This window comes from Erythrobacter sp. S249 (assembly GCF_057364975.1).
The window spans coordinates 1,263,900-1,284,654 of record NZ_CP200287.1; the positions used below are offsets into that span (position 1 = coordinate 1,263,900).

17 protein-coding genes are annotated in these 20,755 nt (G+C 59.3%); 11 read left to right on the forward strand and 6 right to left on the reverse strand.

Going from position 1 to position 20,755, the window contains the following annotated elements:
• The first annotated feature begins 30 nt into the window (after positions 1-30).
• Positions 31-1,137, forward strand: coding sequence for an NAD(P)H-dependent flavin oxidoreductase (locus tag AC0V6V_RS05875; protein ID WP_486164511.1), 1,107 nt, complete (start codon positions 31-33; stop codon positions 1,135-1,137).
• A gap of 26 nt (positions 1,138-1,163) precedes the next feature.
• On the opposite strand, the gene AC0V6V_RS05880 is transcribed toward AC0V6V_RS05875, so the two are convergent.
• Both AC0V6V_RS05880 and AC0V6V_RS05885 read right to left on the reverse strand, forming a co-directional pair.
• On the reverse strand, positions 1,164-2,987 hold the full coding sequence (locus tag AC0V6V_RS05880; RefSeq protein WP_486164512.1) for a DUF885 domain-containing protein: 1,824 nt from the start codon (positions 2,985-2,987) through the stop codon (positions 1,164-1,166).
• Between the two features lie 116 nt (positions 2,988-3,103).
• A complete protein-coding gene (locus tag AC0V6V_RS05885; RefSeq protein ID WP_486164514.1) occupies positions 3,104-4,396 on the reverse strand; it encodes a metal-dependent hydrolase family protein in 1,293 nt (430 codons plus the stop codon).
• A 151-nt stretch (positions 4,397-4,547) separates the two neighbouring features.
• Here AC0V6V_RS05885 and AC0V6V_RS05890 point away from each other — a divergent pair, with 151 nt between their 5' ends.
• Complete coding sequence (locus AC0V6V_RS05890) at positions 4,548-6,623, forward strand: S9 family peptidase (RefSeq protein ID WP_486164515.1); 2,076 nt, start codon at positions 4,548-4,550, stop codon at positions 6,621-6,623.
• 200 nt (positions 6,624-6,823) lie between these two features.
• Complete coding sequence (locus AC0V6V_RS05895) at positions 6,824-7,801, forward strand: hypothetical protein (protein WP_486164516.1); 978 nt, start codon at positions 6,824-6,826, stop codon at positions 7,799-7,801.
• 50 nt (positions 7,802-7,851) lie between these two features.
• Here the strand turns inward: AC0V6V_RS05895 and AC0V6V_RS05900 are convergent, their stop codons facing one another.
• The gene (locus AC0V6V_RS05900) at positions 7,852-8,820 is read right to left on the reverse strand and encodes a MipA/OmpV family protein (protein WP_486164517.1); all 969 of its coding nucleotides are present in this window, start codon (positions 8,818-8,820) and stop codon (positions 7,852-7,854) included.
• A 54-nt stretch (positions 8,821-8,874) separates the two neighbouring features.
• Positions 8,875-9,468 carry a DUF2585 family protein gene (locus AC0V6V_RS05905; protein WP_486164518.1) on the reverse strand — a complete coding sequence of 198 codons (594 nt, stop codon included), beginning with the start codon at positions 9,466-9,468 and terminating at the stop codon, positions 8,875-8,877.
• Between the two features lie 158 nt (positions 9,469-9,626).
• On the opposite strand from AC0V6V_RS05905, the gene crtY reads away from it, so the two are divergent.
• From crtY to AC0V6V_RS05945, 8 genes are all read left to right on the forward strand, one after another.
• The gene (gene crtY, locus AC0V6V_RS05910; protein WP_486164519.1) at positions 9,627-10,847 is read left to right on the forward strand and encodes a lycopene beta-cyclase CrtY; all 1,221 of its coding nucleotides are present in this window, start codon (positions 9,627-9,629) and stop codon (positions 10,845-10,847) included.
• Complete coding sequence (locus AC0V6V_RS05915; protein ID WP_486164520.1) at positions 10,844-12,433, forward strand: phytoene desaturase; 1,590 nt, start codon at positions 10,844-10,846, stop codon at positions 12,431-12,433. Before crtY ends, AC0V6V_RS05915 begins: the two co-directional genes overlap by 4 nt.
• Entirely contained in the window at positions 12,430-12,897 is a 468-nt protein-coding gene (locus AC0V6V_RS05920) for a hypothetical protein (RefSeq protein WP_486164521.1), read from the forward strand. Before AC0V6V_RS05915 ends, AC0V6V_RS05920 begins: the two co-directional genes overlap by 4 nt.
• The gene (locus AC0V6V_RS05925) at positions 12,894-13,475 is read left to right on the forward strand and encodes an LOG family protein (protein ID WP_486164522.1); all 582 of its coding nucleotides are present in this window, start codon (positions 12,894-12,896) and stop codon (positions 13,473-13,475) included. The genes AC0V6V_RS05920 and AC0V6V_RS05925 overlap by 4 nt, the downstream gene beginning before the upstream one ends.
• 93 nt (positions 13,476-13,568) lie before the next feature.
• Complete coding sequence (locus tag AC0V6V_RS05930) at positions 13,569-14,510, forward strand: phytoene/squalene synthase family protein (RefSeq protein WP_486166054.1); 942 nt, start codon at positions 13,569-13,571, stop codon at positions 14,508-14,510.
• 41 nt (positions 14,511-14,551) lie between these two features.
• Positions 14,552-15,055, forward strand: a complete 504-nt coding sequence (locus AC0V6V_RS05935) for a nuclear transport factor 2 family protein (RefSeq protein WP_486164523.1) — start codon at positions 14,552-14,554, stop codon at positions 15,053-15,055.
• Complete coding sequence (locus AC0V6V_RS05940) at positions 15,052-16,956, forward strand: acetyl/propionyl/methylcrotonyl-CoA carboxylase subunit alpha (RefSeq protein WP_486164524.1); 1,905 nt, start codon at positions 15,052-15,054, stop codon at positions 16,954-16,956. The genes AC0V6V_RS05935 and AC0V6V_RS05940 overlap by 4 nt, the downstream gene beginning before the upstream one ends.
• A 149-nt stretch (positions 16,957-17,105) precedes the next feature.
• Complete coding sequence (locus tag AC0V6V_RS05945) at positions 17,106-18,680, forward strand: acyl-CoA carboxylase subunit beta (protein ID WP_486164525.1); 1,575 nt, start codon at positions 17,106-17,108, stop codon at positions 18,678-18,680.
• Here AC0V6V_RS05945 and AC0V6V_RS05950 read toward each other — a convergent pair.
• Positions 18,661-19,287, reverse strand: coding sequence for a hypothetical protein (locus AC0V6V_RS05950; protein WP_486164526.1), 627 nt, complete (start codon positions 19,285-19,287; stop codon positions 18,661-18,663). The genes AC0V6V_RS05945 and AC0V6V_RS05950 overlap by 20 nt on opposite strands.
• A gap of 177 nt (positions 19,288-19,464) precedes the next feature.
• Complete coding sequence (locus AC0V6V_RS05955; protein WP_486164527.1) at positions 19,465-20,691, reverse strand: multidrug effflux MFS transporter; 1,227 nt, start codon at positions 20,689-20,691, stop codon at positions 19,465-19,467.
• Between the last annotated feature and the right edge of the window lie 64 nt (positions 20,692-20,755).

Genomic DNA, 20,755 nt, shown 5'->3' on the forward strand with positions numbered 1-20,755 from the left:
CTTACGAAAGACCCGATAATGCCATTTCGCATGACAGATATGGTGGGATGTGAATTCCCGCTCTTTGCCTTCTCGCACTGCCGCGATGTGGTCGCCGCGGTCAGCCGTGCGGGCGGGTTTGGCGTGCTCGGCGCGGTCAGTTTCACTCCGGAGCAGCTCGAAACAGAGCTCAAATGGATCGACGACAATGTCGAGGGCAAGCCCTACGGCATCGACGTTCTGATCCCCGAGGTGCAGGCCGTCGATCATTCGGTGAGCGCGGATGATATCGTCGCCGCGATCCCGGCGGAATACCGCGATATGACCGCCAAAATCCTGCGCGAGGCGGACGTCAGCCTGGATGGCACAGCGCCGCTCGGCGGCAGCCAAGCGCCCAACACCTCGCTGGGTCAGGAATTGCTGGAGGTCAGCTTCAACCACCCGGTCCGCTTGATCGCCAATGCGCTGGGCACAGCCCCGCCCGCAATGATCGAAGCGGGCAAGAAGCACGGCATTCCGGTGGCCGCATTGGTCGGCGCAAAAGAGCACGCGATGAAGCAAATCGAGGCGGGCGTTGATCTGATCATTGCCCAAGGCGGCGAAGGCGGCGGGCATTGCGGCGAGGTCAGCACAATCGTGCTGGTGCCCGAGGTGATCGAGGCGATTGAGCGGGCAGGCGCGGACATTCCCGTGCTCGCAGCAGGCGGGATCATGAACGGGCGGCAAATGGCCGGGATGATGGCAATGGGCGCAGCGGGCGCATGGTGCGGCAGCGTGTGGCTCGCCACACAGGAGGCAGAGACGCATGAGGTTTTCCGCGAGAAGATGATCGCCGCCTCCAGCCGCGACACAATCCGCTCCAAGCACCGCACGGGCAAATTCAGCCGCCAGCTGCGATCCGGCTGGCACGCACGCTGGGAAGAGGCTGGCATGCCCGCCCTGCCCATGCCGCTGATGATGCTGCTGTCAGAGCCAGTGCTGCGCGCGATCGACAAAGCCGCTGTAAACGGCAATGAACAAGCGCGCGAGCTATGCTCTTACTTCGTCGGGCAAGGCGTTGGCCTCGTCACCGAAGTGCGCAGCGCAGGCGGCGTGGTGCAGGATTTCAAACAGGAATTCGCCAGCGGTTATGAGAGTTTGGCGGGCGCGCTCGAATAGGCGGTCCAGCCAACACTCAGCGCCAATCACCCGCCCTTTTGCGCCGCGATCCAGCGGTCGATCTTGGCCTCGAGCACTGCCAGCGGCAGGCCGCCGGTGTTCAGCACTTGGGCGTGGAATTCCTTGATATCGAAGTCATCCGCAAGCTGCTCTTCAGCCCGCGCGCGCAGTTCCTGAATTTTCAGCGCGCCGATCTTATAGGCCAGGGCCTGCGAAGGAATAGCGATATAACGCTCAACCTCAGAGACCACTTCGGTCCGGGTCATGCCGGAATTTTCCAGCATGAAGTCGATCGCCTTCTCGCGGCTCCAACCTTTCGCATGCAGGCCGGTGTCGACCACCAGACGCATCGCGCGCAGCTGCTCATCCTGCAGCGTGCCATAACGGTTCCACGGGTCTTCAAAGAAACCCATTTCATAGCCCAAGGTCTCAGCATACAGCGCCCAGCCCTCAACAAAGGCGGTCGTCCCGCCAAAGCGCATGAAGGCGGGCAGAGCTTCGTTTTCCTGAGCCAGACTGATCTGGAAGTGATGGCCCGGTGCACCCTCGTGCAGGTAGAGCGTCATATTGCCGGTCGTCAGACGGCTCGGCAGGTCATAAGCGTTGAAATAGAATGTGCCGGGGCGCGAACCGTCGGGCGTTCCCGATTGGTACGAGCCACCTGCGCTAAACTGCTCAATCGAAGGATCGTAAGGCTTAATCACCAGCTCCGACTTAGGGAGCAGTGAGAAGTACTCGCCGATCTTCTTATCGACCTCTTTGCCGAGATCGTAATAGCTCTGGGTCAGCGCCTCGCGGCTCTCCGGCTTGAACTGCTCATCGGTGCGGACATAGTCGAAAAACTCGTTGAGCGTGCCTTCAAACCCGACCTCAGCCTGGACCTTTTCAAGGTCCGATTTGACCCGCGCGACTTCTTTCAGTCCAAGCTCATGGATCGTATTCGCATCGAGTGGCAGCGTCGTCGTGCTCTCGATCAGCTGAGCATACAGCTCCTCGCCGCCTTTCATCTGGCTGAGCCCGACGCTGTTGCGGGCTACGGCCAGATATTCATCGCGCAGGAAATCGCGCATCGAGGTGTGCGCGGCGTAAATTTCCTTGGTCTTCGCTTCGTAGGCCGCGGTCAGCCGCGCTTTGTCCTCCTCAGAGAAATCCTCCGGGAAATTCTTCACCGGACCCATGAACTGCGATTCCGCAATCGGAATGGCGATCTGGGTGTCGAGCTGGGAAATGACATTGCCAATCGTCAGCTTGGTTTCCACCACGCCGCTTTTCATGCCTTCGCGGAATTTCTCAACCGCGCGGTCATTGATCGCGATGTAATCATCATGGCGCGACAGATTGTCTTCGTAATTGGCGATCGTGCGGAATGGCGCCGCGCCGGTACCGCTGGCGAAGCTGGGGTAGAAGGTGTGAAAGCCGCTGAAATGGTTGACCGGGCGCACTTCGGTAAGCGCACGAATGCGGTCCGTGCTGGCTTTGAGCGATTGCTCCTGATTGTATTTGAACACATCATAGGCGAGCTGATCAGTGGCGGAGAGCTTTGACCGGTCGATCTGCGCGAGCAGCGCCATGTTCAATTGGGTGTCGGTGCGTCCGGCAAGGAACTGCGCATCGGTGAGGAAATCGCCCAGCTTGTCCGCGTCCTTGTCATCCCCGCGGAACAGCCGCGAGAGCGGGTTGAGCGCGAGCTGGCGCTGGTCAGAATCGGCGAACAACGCAAACAGCTTCTCGCCTTCCGTCTGCGGCTGCGCAGCGGCGGCCTCTGATGCGGCGCTGTGATTGTCAGCCAGAGCTGGCGCAGCTGGTAGAGCGAAGGCTGTCGCGGCGAGAAGTGCGGCACGAATATACATGATGCGGGAGTCCCCTTAACCAAATTTGATTGCTGGTCGGCAGCTACGCCTGCCCCAATGCAAGGGCAAGCGCATGCCCGACCAACGTTCGATCCTGTTCGATCAATTAACCGTGATTACTCGATCACCCGGCCGCGGACCATTACGAAATCGACATCCTCTAGCACGCTGACATCAGCCAGCGGATTGCCATCGACGGCAATGATATCGGCTGAGAAGCCCGGCGCGATCCGGCCGATCTCGTTTTCCAGGCCCAGCACTTCTGCTGCGACTGTGGTGGCCGAGGCCAGCACCGCGCGGTCTGACATGCCGCCTTTGCGCATCAAAGCCAGCTCGCCCGCGTTTTGACCATGCGGGAAAACGCCCGCATCGGTGCCGAACGCGATCTTCACGCCATATTCGTTCGCGCGTTCCACAATCGTGCCAGCAAACTGGCCGACTGTGCGGATCTTGTCCTCCACCACTGGGGTGTAGAAACCGGTTCCGAGATTGGTTTTAATCCCTTCAAACGCCATCAGTGTGGGGACCAAAGTCGTGCCATTTGCTTTCATCGCGTCAGCTGCGGCCTTGTCGATATAGGTGCCGTGCTCAATCGTGTGCACGCCGGCGCGTGCTGCGGCTTCGATCCCGCGCGCACCATGCGCGTGGGCAGCGACCTTCAGACCGAGCGTTTCTGCCGTGTCGACGATCGACTTCATTTCAGCATCGGTGAAATGCGCCTCAAGCCCCCGGCCCTGCTGGCTGAGCACGCCGCCTGTGGCCGTGATCTTGATCAGGTCTGCGCCATATTTGGATGCCTCGCGCACCTTCTCAGAACACTCGACCGGCCCAGTGCAGGCAAACCCGGACTCCAGCACGTCGTTTACATGCTTGTGAAAACCATTGGTGTCGCCGTGTCCGCCAACAATGCTGATCGTGCGGGCGGATGTTACAACACGCGGGCCGGGCACAATGCCCTCTGCCGTGGCGCGGCGCAGCATTTGCGTGACCTGATCGGTCCGCGAGCCGAGGTCGCGCACGGTGGTGAACCCAGCCAGAGCGGTGATGCGGGCGTTCTTCGCCGCAATCAGCGTGTAATATTCCGGCGGCGTGGTGGCCGCGCGCCAGAACTCGCCGCTGGGGTCACCGGACAGATGCGTGTGCAGATCGATCATGCCGGGCAGCACGGTTTTGTCAGAGAGGTCAATTACCCGGTCAGCATTGATTGGTCCTGGGGGCGCGGGGGTCGTATCAACGGCAACCAGACGCCCATCTTCAATGTAGATGACCGCTGGTCCGGTCGGATCGCTCTCCGCATCAGCAATCACGGATCCTGCACGGATCGCAATCGTTTCGGCAGCAACAGGCGCGCTCAGCAGTGTCACAGCAGCGATCGCGGGAACCGCGAGCTTGGATAGCAATTTCATCATTACACCTCTCTTACGTTTTGCACTTGATAGGCTCGCTCTAAGCTGAGCCGCAAGCCCATCAGGCAAGAAACGAATGCGCTGAAATTTGCCAAAGGCGCGCTGAACGTTATGAAAGACATGTAATTATCCACCCACAGGGGACAATTTTCTTATGAACCGGCTTTCCTTAATTTCCGCCACATTGTTCGCATCGGTCTCATTAACCGCGGCGGCACATGCCCGCCCGATGACACCGGAAGACGTCGCCAAGCTGGAAAGCGTTGGCGCGATGGCCGTCTCGCCTGATGGGCAGCGCATTGCCTTCACGACCTCCAGCCTGCCAGATGTGACCGAGGGCGAGAAGGACGGATCGTTCACTCAGGAATTGAAAGTGGCAAGCGCGCCGGGTGATGCCCGCGCTTACTTGCCCGATGATGTGTCACCGGGCGGCGTGGCGTTTTCGCCCGACGGCCAGATGGTCAGCTTCCTATGGACGAAGGACGACGAGAAACGCGCCGTTTGGGGCGTTCCAGTGGACGGCGGTACGTATAAGAAACTCGCCGAAGTCGAAGATGCCAATGTCCGCAGCTACCGCTGGAGCGATGATGGCAGCACCTTGTTCCTGCTCGCCAATGCTGAAGAAGACAAACAGCGCGAGACACAGCGCAAGGCCGGATTTAACGCTCGCGTTTACGAAGAAGAGTTCAAGCCCGCCCGCATGTTCGCGGCGAAAGTCGGCGAGGAAGTGGACGAGAACCCGCGCGAGATTGCTCTGCCCGGTTTCGTCAGCGCATTCGACATTGCGCCGGGCAGTGCGTTCGGCATCGTTGAAACCGCGCCGACCCCGCTGGTCGATGACAGCTACACCAGCAAACGGGTCAACATCATTGACCTCAGCACGGGCAATGTTCGCGCAGTTGTAGAAACGCCGGGCAAGATCGACGATGTCGAAATCTCACCCGATGGCTCGCAGCTCTCGCTGATCGCGGGCGTCGATATGAACGACCCGGCGGCGACCACTTTGCACCTCGTCGACACTGCAACGGGCGCTTACCGCGCGCTCAATGCGGGTGCTGAGGAAGCTGCCGTTGATGCGGAATGGCTAGCCAATGGCCGCCTCGCCACCATCATTCACACTGGCGCGCAAAGCGTGCTGCGGGTCTACAATTCGAACGGCACCGTGCGCCAAGAAACCGATCCGGGCGATTTGATCCTGACCCGGGTTGAGGCCGCCGGCGGACAGATCGTTGTCGCCGCGAACAGCCCCAAGCATCCGAACGAAGTGTTCTCCGTAAGCGGCAGCACCTTCACCCGTTGGACCACGCACAACCCGTGGCTGGCCGATATCTCCTTCGGCAATCAGCGCGCCTACACCTACACCGCGCGCGATGGCCAAGAGATCGAAGGCGTTCTGATCGAACCGGTTGGCGGCGTTCCAGAAGGCGGCGCGCCGACCATCATGAACGTTCATGGCGGGCCGGAAGCGCATGAAAGCAATGGCTGGCAAACGGCCTATTCGAAACCGGGCCAAATGGCCGCTGGTAAGGGCTATGCGGTGTTCCTGCCGAATTATCGCGGCTCCACCGGATATGGCGTTGCCTTCGCTAAACAGCATCAGGGCAATTATACCGATCCTGAGTTTACCGATATTGTCGATGCGAAACGCGCGCTGGTCGCGGAAGGCATCACCGATGCGGACCGCACCGGGATCACCGGCGGATCATACGGCGGCTATGCCAGCGCCTGGGGCGCAACCGCGCACTCAGCAGAATACGCCGCCAGCGTGATGTTCGTCGGTATTTCCAACCAGATCAGCAAGTTTGGCACCGGCGACATCCCATATGAGATGTACAATGTGCACAGCCGCAAATGGCCATGGGATGATTGGCAGGCGATGCTGGAGGTCTCTCCGATCTTCCACGTTGACAAGGCCGAGACACCGATCCTGATCATGCACGGCGACAGCGACACCCGCGTTGATCCGGGCCAATCGTTTGAGCTTTATCGCTCGCTGAAGATCCGCAAGCCAGAGACGCCCGTGCGCTTTGTGCTGTATCCGGGTGAGCCACACGGCAACCGCCGCGCCGGCAGCCGCTATGATTACAGCCTGCGGATGCTCGAATGGTTCGACACCTATCTGATGACCGGCGACCGTAAGGCAGCCCTGCCCGCCCCGCGCCCGCAATTGGCCGAAGGCGCCAAAGGCGCAAAACCATCAACCAAGGACGATGACGACAACGAGGATTGATCTCGCGCTTCACTGAAACAAAAAAGGGCTGCCTGTGATAGGCGGCCCTTTTTCGTTCGGCCTACTTCAGTATTTTCGATCACCTTGCAGCGGGCTCAAAGCCTCTTTCGCTATACTTCACCAATTCTGGCCATTCCTTGATTATGTGCTAACATGAACATTACTTATGTTTGGCTTCATTCAGAGGAGTTGATCACTTGATGCAAATTTTTGACTGGAAACCAGCACTGGTTGCGATCGTGATCTTAGGAACGAACGTTGCGCCTGTATCCGCACAAAACGCCCTCGAGTCGCAACCTGAAGCCACAGACCAAATACAAACATCTCAAAATGAGGTGACAGAAGAAGTTCCTTCAATCATCGTCAAGGGATACACTACGAAACAGATCCGCCAATTTTTGTGGCGATCTATGGTGAAATCAAATAACGCAATAACCATGCGCGGATCACCGATCTGCCTCGGTATTGATAACGCGCCTGAAGGCATTGAGCAGCCCTTGCGGGAGCGCATTCTCGCAAACCTTAGAGAATTCAATATCCCTGTAAGCGAACCAGACTGTAAAACGAACGCGGTCGTAGCCTTTCATCAAGACGCGCACCTTTTTGTTAACTGGCTAAGTGACAATCACTATCGTGCGTTTGCTGCGCTTCAATTGCCTGAAAAACAAAGCCTGATTCAACGCGAACGCCCAGCATACAGTTGGCACTTAATCGCATCTAGGGCTTCGAGATTTGAGGGGATCGGTGGGCTACCAGTGCTAGAGAGCACTGTGGATTCCGCCATAGAAGGCAAAAGGGGACTCCGAAGCGAACCCACGCCGCCTGCTCTTAGCATGCTTAGTTTCAGCGTGGTCGATTTGGATGCTATCTATGGACTCACGATCGCACAGTTAGGTGACTATCTGACTATGCGGATGGTTGTCGAGTTCGAACCTGACCTTCGAGACACCGTGCCTGCAGACTCCATTTTAAGGTTGTTCAATAAGTCAGGCATCAACTCCGACGCGCCGCCTGAAATGTCTCGGTTAGACCGAGCGGTCCTATCTGAAATCTATTCTTACAAGCGCCAGAACTTTGCCCATGGTGCCATTCGACAGGCAATCGCGCGCGCTTCAATCGCTACACTCGATGACGAAGGCCTGATAGTCGACGCAAGTGCCGCTCAAATCGAAGACTAGAGAACATGATCGGTGATCATGAGGGTAGACCGAATGAAGATCGAGATTGATCAAAAAGTATAACCTACACCCGCGCCGACCAGGAATTGATCCGCGCTGCCTCGGACCGAGGTAAATGGCGTGTCAGCGGCATCGCCGACCAGGCGGCTGTACCCGCCGATACCGTAGATATTGAGCCCGCCATTGAGCGCATTGCCGTCTAAATCAAAAGTGACAATCGCGGTCAGGCCTAGGCTATTTAGTCCGCCATCGGCGGTGAATTCGGCAAGGCCGCTATCCGCGCTCTGCTGGGGCGTGACGGTGTAGTAATAGTCGGCAAAGCTATCATCGACGAAGCTCGCGCTCGCGCTAACCTGCACCACAGCGCCGCGTCCGACCGGGGTGAAATAGCCGACGCTCGGCTCGATCAGCATCCCGTCATGCGCGCCCAAAATGTCCCAGCGCACTTGCGTTGAGAAGGTCACCGCATCGAAGCGGTTGAGCACGCCGGGAATGCGCACGCCGCCTTGCACGCCAAGCTCAAAGGCGGTGTCCAAATCCTCAATCAGTGCGACCACAGGATCTTCGATGTCGCCATCGCGGTCATTGCGCAGGCGAAAGGCTGGCCCAAAGGAGACGCTGGTCCCAGATGGCCCAGCACTCGGCTGCTGTGACAGCAGATCGAGCGCAAAACCGGGGCCATTAGGGCTGATCCCGACGCCGCCCACGCGGCCAACGATCAGCGGCAGCGGAAAGACATTGTAGTCATCCGAGCCGGAATAGCTCGGCACTAGCCCTGCGCCGATGCCAATCGTCACCCAGGTTTCATCAAAGACGTTCTCGCCGTTCAAGACACCCGGCGGCGGACCACCTGCGCCGCTTGGCGGGCCTTGGCGTTCAGATGGCTGAGCCTGGCCGGCAGCAGCATCGCGCTCAGCCGGTTGGGACGCGCCCTCTGCGTCATCACCGCTCGCATAGGCTGTTGTGCTGGCGAAACCGGCGGCTGCGACCAGCGCCAAAGCGATTGTTTTTCGTGACATTCCTAGCTCCATTTAGCCATTCAACCGACCGCCCTTGGGTCAGTTCCCAAAGGCCTAAGCGGAACCTGCCGCCTGCCACTCGGCAATTGCATCAATCGGGAACAGCAGCATGATGACGGTAAGCGTCAAGCCATCGCGCACCACATATGCTGCGAGCAATTCCATAAACACGGCAAGAACGACTGTCACTTTGATCGGCAGCTTCATCGCGAGCCAAAAGCCAAACGCCATCCAACCGATATCGGCAAAGGAATTAAGGACGCTGTCGCCGGAATAGCCCCAATTGGCCGTGACCGAGCGGAACCGCTCAATCACCATGGGCGTATTTTCGAGCACTTCCCATGCCGCCTCAAGAAACACCGCGAGCGGCAATCCCCAACGAAACGCACTCTCTCCGCCGATTTTCCATTTCACAAACAGCAGCCACCCCAGCGCATAAAAGATCGGGCCATGAATGATGTGACTGGGCGTGTACCAATCGGCGATATGCTGGCTGTTGCCGGCAGAATTGATGTCGCCATGCCACAGCTTGATATCGCCGCATTCGCAAATCGGCGGGCGGCCCATGAGGAGCAAGATCAAGACGGCCGCGATTGCAATCCCGATAGAGACAAGGATTGTGGTTCGATTGGGGATGAGTTTTGCCATTGCCGTCGGTGTGAATCAGCACGCGCCCACTTGCAAGCAAAGATCGCCGCAAGCAGCCATAATTGCAGCGCAAAGCCTGAGGCAGCGGCATGGCAATATGCCTGCTATTACAACGCCCCATTGCCGATCCCTCGCGCTTTCCCTAGGGCGGGGCCAGCATGAGCGGAAACACAATCGATGTGGCCATTGTTGGCGGCGGACTGGCTGGCGGATTGATCGCGCTGGCGCTTTTCCGCGAGCGGCCCGAATTGCGGCTTTCCATCATCGAAAACGGCAAGAGCTTTGGCGGCAACCACCGCTGGAGCTGGTTTGACAGCGACTTGTCGGAGGCTGGCCGCGAGCTGCTCGCCGCCTTCCGCCAGACCGAATGGGATAGCGGCTATGACGTCGCCTTTCCGAAATATCGCCGCACGCTGAAAACCGGCTATCGCTCTATGGCGAGCGCCGACTTTCACGAAGGTCTCGTTCGGCTGCTGCCAGAGGGCGCGATGCGGCTTGGCTGCGCGGCGGAGGCGATTGATGCGCGCGGGGTCACGCTCGCCGATGGAGAGCGGATCAACGCCCGCGCCGTGATTGACTGCCGTAGCTTCTCACCCAGCCCGCATTTGCGCGGGGGCTGGCAGATTTTCATGGGCCGCCAAATGCGCCTCGACACGGCCCACGGGCTGGAGCGACCGGTGATCATGGACGCCGCCGTTGATCAGCACGCCCCGCACGGCAATGGCGGGGCCTACCGCTTCGTCTACACCCTGCCGCTGGGCGCGCATGATGTGTTTGTAGAGGATACCTATTACGCCGACGAGCCCAAGATGGACCGCGGCGCTTTGTCCTCTCGCATCGATGCCTATGCGAGCGAACACGGCTGGGCCGATGGCGCAATTGTCGGCAGCGAAGCGGGCCTGCTGCCTGTGCTGACCGGCGGCAATTTCGCCGCTTACCAGGCCGAGGTGCGCATTCCCGGCGTCGCCATTGCTGGCGCGCGAGGCGGCTTTGTCCACCCGCTCACCAGCTACACCATGGTGATCGCGGTCGAAAACGCACTCACTATAGCGGCCGAGGCAGACCTTGCCGGCGCTCAGCTGGCCGCCCTGTTTGAGACGCGGGCCGCGCGGCATTGGCGCAAGACTGGATATTACCGGATGCTGGCGCGCATGCTGTTCTTCGCGCCAAAGCCGCACCGCCGGGTCGACATATTCCAGCGCTTCTACACCCTTCGCGAAGGCCTGATCGAGCGGTTCTATGCCGCGCGTTCCACCCGGCGTGATAAACTGCGCGTCCTTTGGGGCAAGCCGCCCGTAACTATCCCGCGCGCGCTCGCCGCCATGATCAAAAGCGGCGAGCCGCTGACAACCAAATCGCAATCGGAGAAATCGGTATGAATGCCCCCGTGTCGCAGACTGACAGACTGGACCTTGCCTCTCCGCCCGCCACCGGCCAAGGGATCAACCCGGCCTCGGCAGAGAAATATGAAGGCCGCACCGCCTGCGTCGTTGGCGCAGGATTTGGCGGCATGGCGCTCGCTATGCGGCTGCAATCGGCGGGTATTGCGACCACTGTGGTGGAAGCGCGCGACAAGCCGGGCGGCCGGGCCTATTTCTGGGAAAAAGACGGCTTCACCTTTGATGCTGGCCCTACCGTCATTACCGATCCGCCGTGCCTTGAGGAGCTATGGCAGCTGACCGGGCACGATATCTCTGAAGACGTTGAGCTGATGAAAGTCATGCCGTTTTACCGGCTGAATTGGCCCGACGGCACCAATTTTGATTATTCCAACGACGAAGCGGAACTCAACGCCGAAATCGCCAAGCTCGATCCCGATGATGTGGTCGGATATGCGCGCTTTCTGGAATATTCCGCAGGCGTGCATGAAGAAGGCTATCTGAAGCTCGGCCATAAGCCGTTCCTCGATTTCAAGAGCATGCTGAAAGCCGCCCCGGCGCTGGTCAAGAAACAGGCCTGGCGCAGCGTCTATTCCATGGTCTCCAGCTATGTGAAGAACGAAAAACTGCGTGAGGCTCTCTCATTCCACTCGCTGCTGGTTGGCGGCAATCCGATGAACACCAGCGCGATCTACGCGCTTATTCACAAGTTGGAAAAAGACGGCGGGGTTTGGTGGGCGCGCGGCGGCACCAATCGCCTGATCGCGGGTATGATCCGCCATTTTGAACGCCTCGGCGGCACCATGCGCGTCGGCGACGGGGTGAAGCAGGTTCACACTATCGGCAATCGCGCCACCGAGGTTGAGACCGAAAGCGGCTGGAAACAGCGCTTTGACGCGGTCGCCTCCAACGCGGATATCATGCATTCCTACCGCGATCTGCTGTCCGGCTCTTCGCGCGGACCCAAGGCGGCGAAAGCGCTCTCGCGCAAGAGCTTCAGCCCGTCCTTGTTCGTGGTGCATTTCGGGCTGGAGGGCGCATGGCCCGGCATCCCGCATCACATGATCCTGTTCGGCCCGCGCTATAAAGGCTTACTCGACGACATTTATAAAAACGGCGTGCTGCCCCAGGATTTCTCGATCTACCTCCACCACCCAACCGTCACAGATCCCAGCATGGCGCCAAAGGGCAAGAGTACGTTTTATGCGCTCGTTCCCGTCGCGCACATGGGCAAGATGCCGATTGATTGGGACGTCGAAGGGCCGAAGCTGGAAAAGGCGATCCTGGACGAAGTTGGCCGCCGCCTGATCCCCGACATTCACGACCGGATCGTGACCAAATTCAGCTATGCGCCAAAGGACTTCTCGCAAGATCTCAACGCGCATTTGGGCAGCGCCTTCAGCCTTGAGCCCGTGCTGTGGCAAAGCGCCTATTTGCGCGGACACAACCGCGACGATGTGATCGACAATTTCTACCTCGTCGGCGCCGGCACCCATCCTGGCGCAGGCATCCCCGGCGTGGTCGGCAGCGCAAAAGCAACCGCAGGCTTGATGCTGGAGGATTTGGCGGCCAAAGCGACCGCATGATTGCCAAGCTTCTCCTCGCGTCGATAGCGCTGGACCTGGCTGCAGCCCAGCATCCTAAATCGGAGCTCGTGGCCGACGATCATGTGCATGAATGGACTGAGGTTGATCGGGAGATCAAGCGCAACGAAGAAGTCGTACTGCTCGATACTGCCGAGCAGGCCGAATACACAAATGACACCGCCACGTTTCAGACGGCTCTCCTGCGCGGAGCTGAAATCAAGGATGGCGGGATTCTTTACTACGTAGACGTCAGAGTTGCGATTGATTGTGAGGCTTCACGAATGGCAATGGTCGCTCTGGCCGAACCTAAAATCGACGAAAATTGGCCAAAGGAACCGAACGCCCGACTTGGAGAGTTTGGACCGTTAGTTGACGAGAATCATGACAGTGGCGATGAAAAAGTGCTGACCGCGATGTTCAACCATGTTTGCGGTCCAGAATGGAGTTACGAATTCCCCCAATGAAACGCCTAGCAGTCTATTGCGGATCGGCCACGCCCGAAGACCCGCGCTATATCGAACTCGCTCGCGAAGTCGGCCAAAGCCTTGCGACGCGCGGCATTGGCGTCGTCTATGGCGGCGGGCGGCTGGGCCTGATGGGCGCGGTTGCGGGCGGCGCGAAGGACGCGGGCGGCGAAGTCATCGGCGTGATCCCGGAGGCGCTCGTCAATTCCGAGGTTGCCAATCACAATTGCGACGAGCTGATCACCGTCAAAGGCATGCACGAGCGCAAACAGCGGTTCACCGACCTCTCCGATGGCTTTGTCACCATCCCCGGCGGGGTCGGCACAATGGACGAGCTGTGGGAGGCGATGAGCTGGGCTCAGCTTGGCTATCACTCCGACCCGGTGGGTCTGCTCAATGCCTTTGGCTTTTACGATGATCTGATCGCGTTCAACGCCAAAATGGCGGATGTCGGCTTTGTCCGCCCGGCGCATCAGAACATCCTGATCCACGCCGACACAATGCCCGATCTGCTGGACAAAATGGCCGCATACCAGCCGCATACGCCGATCTTTCGGATGAAGGCTGAGGATTTGTGATGGTATACCTTGGTGAGTCCCCGCGCAGGCGGGGACCTCTTGCGGTCCAGTTTGAGATCCCCGCCTTCGCGGGGATTCACGCTTGATAAAATGATGCCTCCGCTCAAACGCGCGGTTCTGGTCGAGCACGCACGCCAAGCCATCAAGCACGGCTCGCAAAGCTTCTCCGCCGCATCCAAGCTCTTCGACGAAGAAACGCGCGAGCGCGCCTGGCTGCTATACGCATGGTGCCGCCGCGCCGATGACATTGCCGACAATCAGGACATGGGCGGACCGCTGGGCGATCAATCCAGCGCCGAGGAACGTCTGGCCCTGATCCGCAAGCTCACAGGCAAAGCGCTGAGCGGCGAGCCGACCGGCGACCCGGCATTCGATGCGCTAGGCGTGGTCGCGGAGGAATGCGGGCTGACCGCGCAAATGGCCGAGGACGTGATCGAGGGCTTTGCGCTTGATGCAGACGATTGGCGCCCGCGCAGCGAGGCCGATATGCTGCGCTATTGCTATCACGTGGCGGGCGCGGTTGGCGTCATGATGGCGGTGGTCATGGGCGTCGCCCCGGATGATGAAGACACACTCGATCGGGCCTGCGACCTTGGCCTCGCCTTTCAACTCTCCAACATCGCCCGCGACATCGTCGAAGATGACGCGGCGGGCCGGTGCTATTTGCCAGCGGAATGGCTGGTCGAAGAAGATATCGAGCCCGGCCAGCATACCAAGCCGCACCACCGCGAGGAACTCGCCGATATGGCCGCGCGGCTGGTCGCTTTGGTTGAGAAGCACGAGGCCGCCGCCCGTGTCGGCGCCGCCCGCCTGCCCTTCCGCAGCCGCTGGGCAGTACTGTCCGCCGCGCGAATTTACGGCGCAATCGGACGCAAGGTCCGCGCACGCGGGACCGAGGCATGGAACAGCCGCACCTATGTCCCGCGCTCTGAAAAGGCGCTGTATGGCGCACGCGCATTCCTCTCCGCCGTGATCAACCGGGAGAAGCATCCCGACGGCCCGATCACCTGGGGCATCAAGGATTTCCGGCCCTAAGCCACTTGAAGCGCGGACCGGCAAAGCGTAGCCACCGCTTCATGCAACGCACACTTTTCTCTATCGCCGCAGCGGCAGCAGCATTTGCCGTATCACCGAGCGCCGCAGCGCAGGACGATCTCTCTCCAGAAGGCGAGGTTACCTTTGCCGCGGAGCAGTTTTTTGACGCCATTCGCAACCCGGACAAAACCGCGCTTAGAGAGATGATGCTGCCCGAAGGCACAATATTCATCCATGACCGCATGCGCCCGGCCTTCCCCACGATTGTGGCGGTACCCGTAACTGATCACTTGGCAGTTTGGGAAAGCTCCAACGCAAAAGTTGATGAACGCATGACCATTTCGTCGATTAATGTGGATGGGAACATGGCGCATGTCTGGGGGCCTTATCGCTTTTTGATGGATGGTGAGACAACCCATTGCGGGTTCAATTCACTGAGTATGGCGATGACGGACAATGACGGATGGAAAGTGGCCAACACCAGCTTTTCCGTAATCCCATCTGACGAATGTGATGCCATTGGCGCGCCGGAAGTGCCGCAATGATCAGCAAACTCCTTATCGCCAATCGCGGCGAAATCGCCTGCCGCATCATCCGCACCGCTAGGGACATGGGGGTCGCCACAGTGGCGGTCTATTCCGATGCCGATGCCAAGGCTTTGCATGTGCGCCAAGCCGACGAGGCCGTGCATATCGGCCCCTCGCCCGCTGCCGAAAGCTATCTGATCGGCGACAAGATCATTGCCGCGGCGAAAGAAACCGGAGCCGAGGCGATCCACCCTGGCTATGGCTTTCTGTCAGAGAACGCCGACTTCGCGCAGGCCGTGATCGACGCGGGCCTGATCTGGGTCGGGCCAAAGCCGGACAGCATCCGCGCGATGGGCCTGAAAGATGCGGCCAAGCAGCTGATGATGGATGCGGGCGTGCCGGTCACTCCGGGCTATCTCGGCGAAGATCAGTCGGTCGAGCGCCTTTCCAAAGAGGCGGACGCGATTGGATACCCTGTGCTGATCAAAGCGGTTGCAGGCGGCGGCGGCAAGGGCATGCGCAAGGTCGATGCGCCAGAGAATTTCGCGGCTGATCTGGAAAGCTGCCGGCGCGAGGCCAAGGCAAGCTTCTCCAATGATGAGGTGCTGCTGGAGAAGTGGATCACCTCGCCCCGCCATATCGAGGTGCAGGTGTTCGGCGACACCCACGGCAATGTCGTCCACCTGTTTGAGCGCGATTGCTCGCTGCAACGCCGCCACCAAAAGGTGATCGAAGAAGCCCCTGCGCCGGGCATGGACGAAGCCACCCGCGAAGAGATTTGCGCCGCCGCCGTACGCGCCGCAAAAGCGGTCGATTACGAGGGCGCAGGCACAATTGAGTTTATCGCCGATGCCAGCGAAGGCCTACGCGCGGACCGCATCTTCTTTATGGAGATGAACACGCGGCTTCAGGTCGAGCACCCGGTGACAGAAGAGATTACCGGTGTAGATCTGGTCGAATGGCAGTTGCGCGTCGCGAGCGGCGAGCCAATTCCGCTGAAGCAGGACGAGCTGAGCATCAACGGCCACGCGATTGAAGCGCGGCTCTATGCGGAGGATCCAGCGAAGGGGTTCTTGCCGAGTACGGGGCGGTTGGATATCCTAGATTTCTGTGGCGATGCGCGCATCGAAACGGGCGTCAAGGAGGGGGCAAATGTTTCGCCATTTTATGACCCTATGATCGCCAAAGTAGTTTCCCTTGGTGAAACGCGGGAAGAGGCAATCGAGGCCCTCGCCGTGGAGCTCGAATATTCGTCAATCTGGCCCATAAAGACCAATCTCGCTTTCCTAGTTAGTTTGCTTCGCGATGAAGACGTCGTGCAAGCCAATCTCGATACTGGTTTGATTGAGCGCAAGCAGGAAGCACTGACCGCACAACCCGAGTTGAGCGATCACGCCTTGAGTGATGCGCTTCATTGGTTTGTGCGAGAAACCACCGGCTTTGGCCAATTCGATCCAAAAGCAGAACCCTTAATCGGTGTTCGCCTAAATAGGGTGCAACAGCAGGAATTCAGACTGGCAGTTAACGGCGAGGTGACAGCGTTCCAATACGACCCAACACCCAAAGGGCAGTATTTTGAGCACGGATTCAGAGACTGTATCGAACCTCATGCGCAGTTCGTCAGCATTGGCGGGCACATGTTCAAAATTTCGCTCCCGCGAACCGAAGGTGGGACAGGCACTTCCGCCGCAGACGGCGCGATCCTCGCTCCCATGCCAGGCAAGGTTATCGCCGTTGATGTAAGCGAAGGCCAGACAGTCAAAGCGGGCGACCGCCTGATGGTGCTGGAGGCGATGAAGATGGAGCATGCGCTCACTGCGCCGTTTGATGGGACCGTCACCGAGCTTTCCGCCAGCCAAGATGCGCAGGTTCAGGTCGAGGCTGTACTGTGCGTGGTGGAGCCAGCCGCGGAGGACTGATCGTCCTTCCAACCTCTCTCCTTTAGGGGAGAGGCAGTGAGACTTGGCAGCGTGCTGCCTAGTCGCAGCGGAGAGGGGGCTTGCAGGAACCATTGCGCACACTTTCCCCACCCCCTAACCCCCTCCCCTAAAGGGGAGTGGGAATCGGGATGAGCTGGGCCAAAGAACTCGAAGAACTGCGCGCACGCGAGGCGCTGGCTGACGAAATGGGCGGGCCAGACAAAGTCGCGCGCCAGCATGGCCGGGGCAAGATGGACGCCCGCGCGCGGCTGGCTGCGCTGTGCGATCCCGGCTCTTTCCGCGAAATTGGTAAGATTGCAGGCGCGGCCCGCTATGACGAAAACGGCGATCTGACCGGCGTCACCCCTGCCCCGTTCCTGTTCGGCAAAGCGACCGTCAATGGCCGCCCCATCGTCGCGACCGCAGATGATTTCACCATTCGCGGCGGCGCGGCGGATGCGGGCATTTCGCGCAAGATGGTGCAGGCGGAGAAGATGGCGCACGAGCTGAAGCTCCCCATCGTCAAGATGATCGACGGCACTGGCGGAGGCGGCAGCGTCAAAACGCTGGAGCAAATCGGCGCGACTTATATCCCCGCTGTTCCCGGCTGGGGCGATGTGGTCGAGAACCTCGACACTGTCCCCGTCGTCGCACTCGCGCTTGGTCCAACGGCCGGCCTTGGTGCGGCCCGCATTGTCGCCAGCCATTACTCGATCATGGTGCGCGGCCTCTCGCAATTGTTCGCCGCTGGCCCCGCCGTGGTGGATGGGCTGGGTGAAAGCTACAAGGGCTCCGCCGATCATGCGCAGGCGAAGGAAGACCTCGGCGGCGTCGATATTCACACACGCAACGGCGTGGTCGATGATGAGGTCGCAAGCGAAGCCGAAGCCTTTGCCCGCGCGCGCCATTTCCTCAGCTTTATGCCCGAACACGTCGGCCAGCACGCCCGCCGCGCGCACCCGAGCGATCCGGTGGACCGCCGCGAGGAGGCGCTGCTCTCGCTGGTGCCGCGCGATGACAAGCAGGTGTACTCCATGCGCCGCGCGATGGACCTGATCCTGGATACGGGCACGGTGTTTGAAATTGGCAAAAATTGGGGCCGCGCCGCGATAACCGCGCTTGCCCGGCTCGACGGTTACCCCGTTGCCGTGGTGGCGAGCGATCCGAGCTATCTTGGCGGGTCGTGGGAGGCGAAGACCTCTGAAAAGGTCGAACGCTTCGTGAAACTCGCCGACCAATTCCGCCTGCCGATCGTGCACCTCGTCGACAATCCCGGCTTTATGATCGGGCGCGAGGCGGAAATGGCGGGTACGATCCGTTATGGCGTACAGGCGATGAACGCGATCTATAAGGCCAGCGTTCCGCTCGCCAGCATTGTGATGCGCCGGGCCTATGGGATCGCGGGCAGCGCGATGAGCAACGCCGACAAATTCCAATATCGCTATTGCTGGCCCTCGGGCGATTGGGGCAGCCTGCCCATCGCGGGCGGACTGGAGGTTGCCTATAAATCTGAGCTGGAGGCAGCCGATGATCCCGCCGCCATGCTGGAGGAGATCAAGGCGCGATTGGGCAAAGTCACCTCACCCTTCCGCAGCGCGGAGCGCTTCAATGTCGAGGACATTATCGACCCGCGCGACACGCGGCCGCTGTTGTGCGAATTTGCAGAGCTGGCTTGGCGGCGTCTCGAAACGGATCGCGAGCCGACTAGTCTTCGAGCGCGTTGAACGCACCATCCGCGCTCCAGCCACCATCGCCATCACCTTCTGAATTATAGTGATTTGCGTAGGTTTCCCGCGCGTCTAGGCGATTTTGCTCGCCCACATTGGCCGGCTTATTGCCAAATTGTGACTGACTTTCCAGCACCAACACTTCTTCCTTCGCCAAACTGTCCAGATCGAGTTTTGCAAAGGCTTCGTTCACTAGGGTCTGATCCAATGGGCGGCTTGAAAGCGTGGCATCAACCACTTCACGCAAAGCGATTTCGGCGACCGCTTTCTTGTGAGCTGCGAGTTTCCCTTCGAACTGTGCGCCAGGGCAGGATACTTCGACGTTCACACCCTCAGAACGGACAGTGGTAAGTTCTGCGATACAAACAGCATCTGATCCCGATTTGCGATCAATGTACTCAACAAGACCCGGGTTAGGGCTGTAGGAATATGGCCTCCAACCGCCCAGCTTAACGCGCTTAAGTTTATTGTCTGAACCATCAAGCAGGCGCACAGCCTCTTGTTTGGTCAAAGGATAGACCTTGGCAGGCTCGCTTGATGGGAAAAAGAACACACCCAGACCTACTGTCGGGACAAGTACCATACCAAGAATCAGTTCGCGCATCAGTCTTCTCCAAAAAATGCACGGTTTGACTAGATAAAACTAATTACGGTTAAGTAAAAATCGCTTGGCCCTATATCAAAGCCGGACGTTTCGACCGCGATCGTTGTGGAACTGGATAGGTCAAAGGTTCACTGATCTGATCGCCGGCGAAGGGGCATGCAAGAACAATTGCTTCACTCACCCATTTGGCCGCGTGAATAGCCTGCCCCGCTCGCTGAACAACACGATGCCCAGCGACAGCAAAGAACAGACCAGCATTGCTATCGCCAGCGGCACCGCTGTTCCGTCATAAGACTTGCCAATCGCAATGCCCAAGACCGCGCCCAGCGTCATCCGCAAAGATGCGTGAACGGAACTGGCCGCGCCCGATATGTGGTAAAATGGCTGCATAGCGATTGAACTGAAATTCGCGCCGACAAAGCCAAGCATGGCCATCGAAAAGCTGAGGATTGGCACAAATTGCCACACGGTCTGCGCGCCGCTGCTCGCCGAGTATAGCTGTAGCAAGGAGGCGGCGATAAATAGGAACAGCGCAGTGTGGCTGACGCGGCGCGCGCCGAACCGTTCGACGATCCGCGAATTCGTAAAATTGGCCGCCACCATGCCGAGCACAGCGCCGCCGAAAATGAGCGCGAAATATTCGCCCATGCCAAACGCCTCGCCGATCAATTGCTGCGAGGAATTGAGGAAGCCAAACAGAGATCCAAACACCAGCCCGCTGCCGATGACATACCCGATCGCCTGACGATTAAGCAGCGCCTGCCCCATGTTTCGCGCAACGGTCGGTAGGTCGATTTTCTGCCGCGTTTCCTCCGTCAATGTCTCTGGCAAGCGCACCCACATCCACCCAGCAACCAGCGTGCCCGCCACAGCCATTGCCAAAAAAATCGCCTGCCACCCGGCGAATATTAGGATCAATTGCCCGATTGCAGGGGCAATGATTGGGACGATCAAAAAGATCATCATAATGAGGCTCATCAGCCGAGCCATGCGGTCGCCGCCCACCTGATCACGCACAATCGCCGCGGGTACAACGCTGAGCCCGGCGCAGCTAAATCCCTGCAACAGGCGCATCACAATCAGCATATCAAAACTGGTCGCCAACGCGCAGGCAATGGAAAGGCTGATATAGGCAAACAGACACACCGCGAGCACCGGCCTGCGGCCAAACCGGTCTGCGAACATGCCGGGGAACAAGGCGCCCACGCCGGCGCCAAGGAAATATGCGCCGATCACTTGCTGACGGTCATTGCCATCGGCGTCAAAGTCGCTCGCGATCTCTCCAAGAGCGGGTAGCATTGCGTCAATGCCAAACGCCTGCAGGCTCATCAGCAGCGCCATCAGCACGATCATCTCGCGCTCACCCAAGGCATTGGGAGCAGTGGCGGCAGTGGTTGTTGACATGGTAAGCCGTCATTGCGCGCAAGCGTGCAAGAAAGAAAGCAGCGATTTTGTAGAGCTCAGTTTT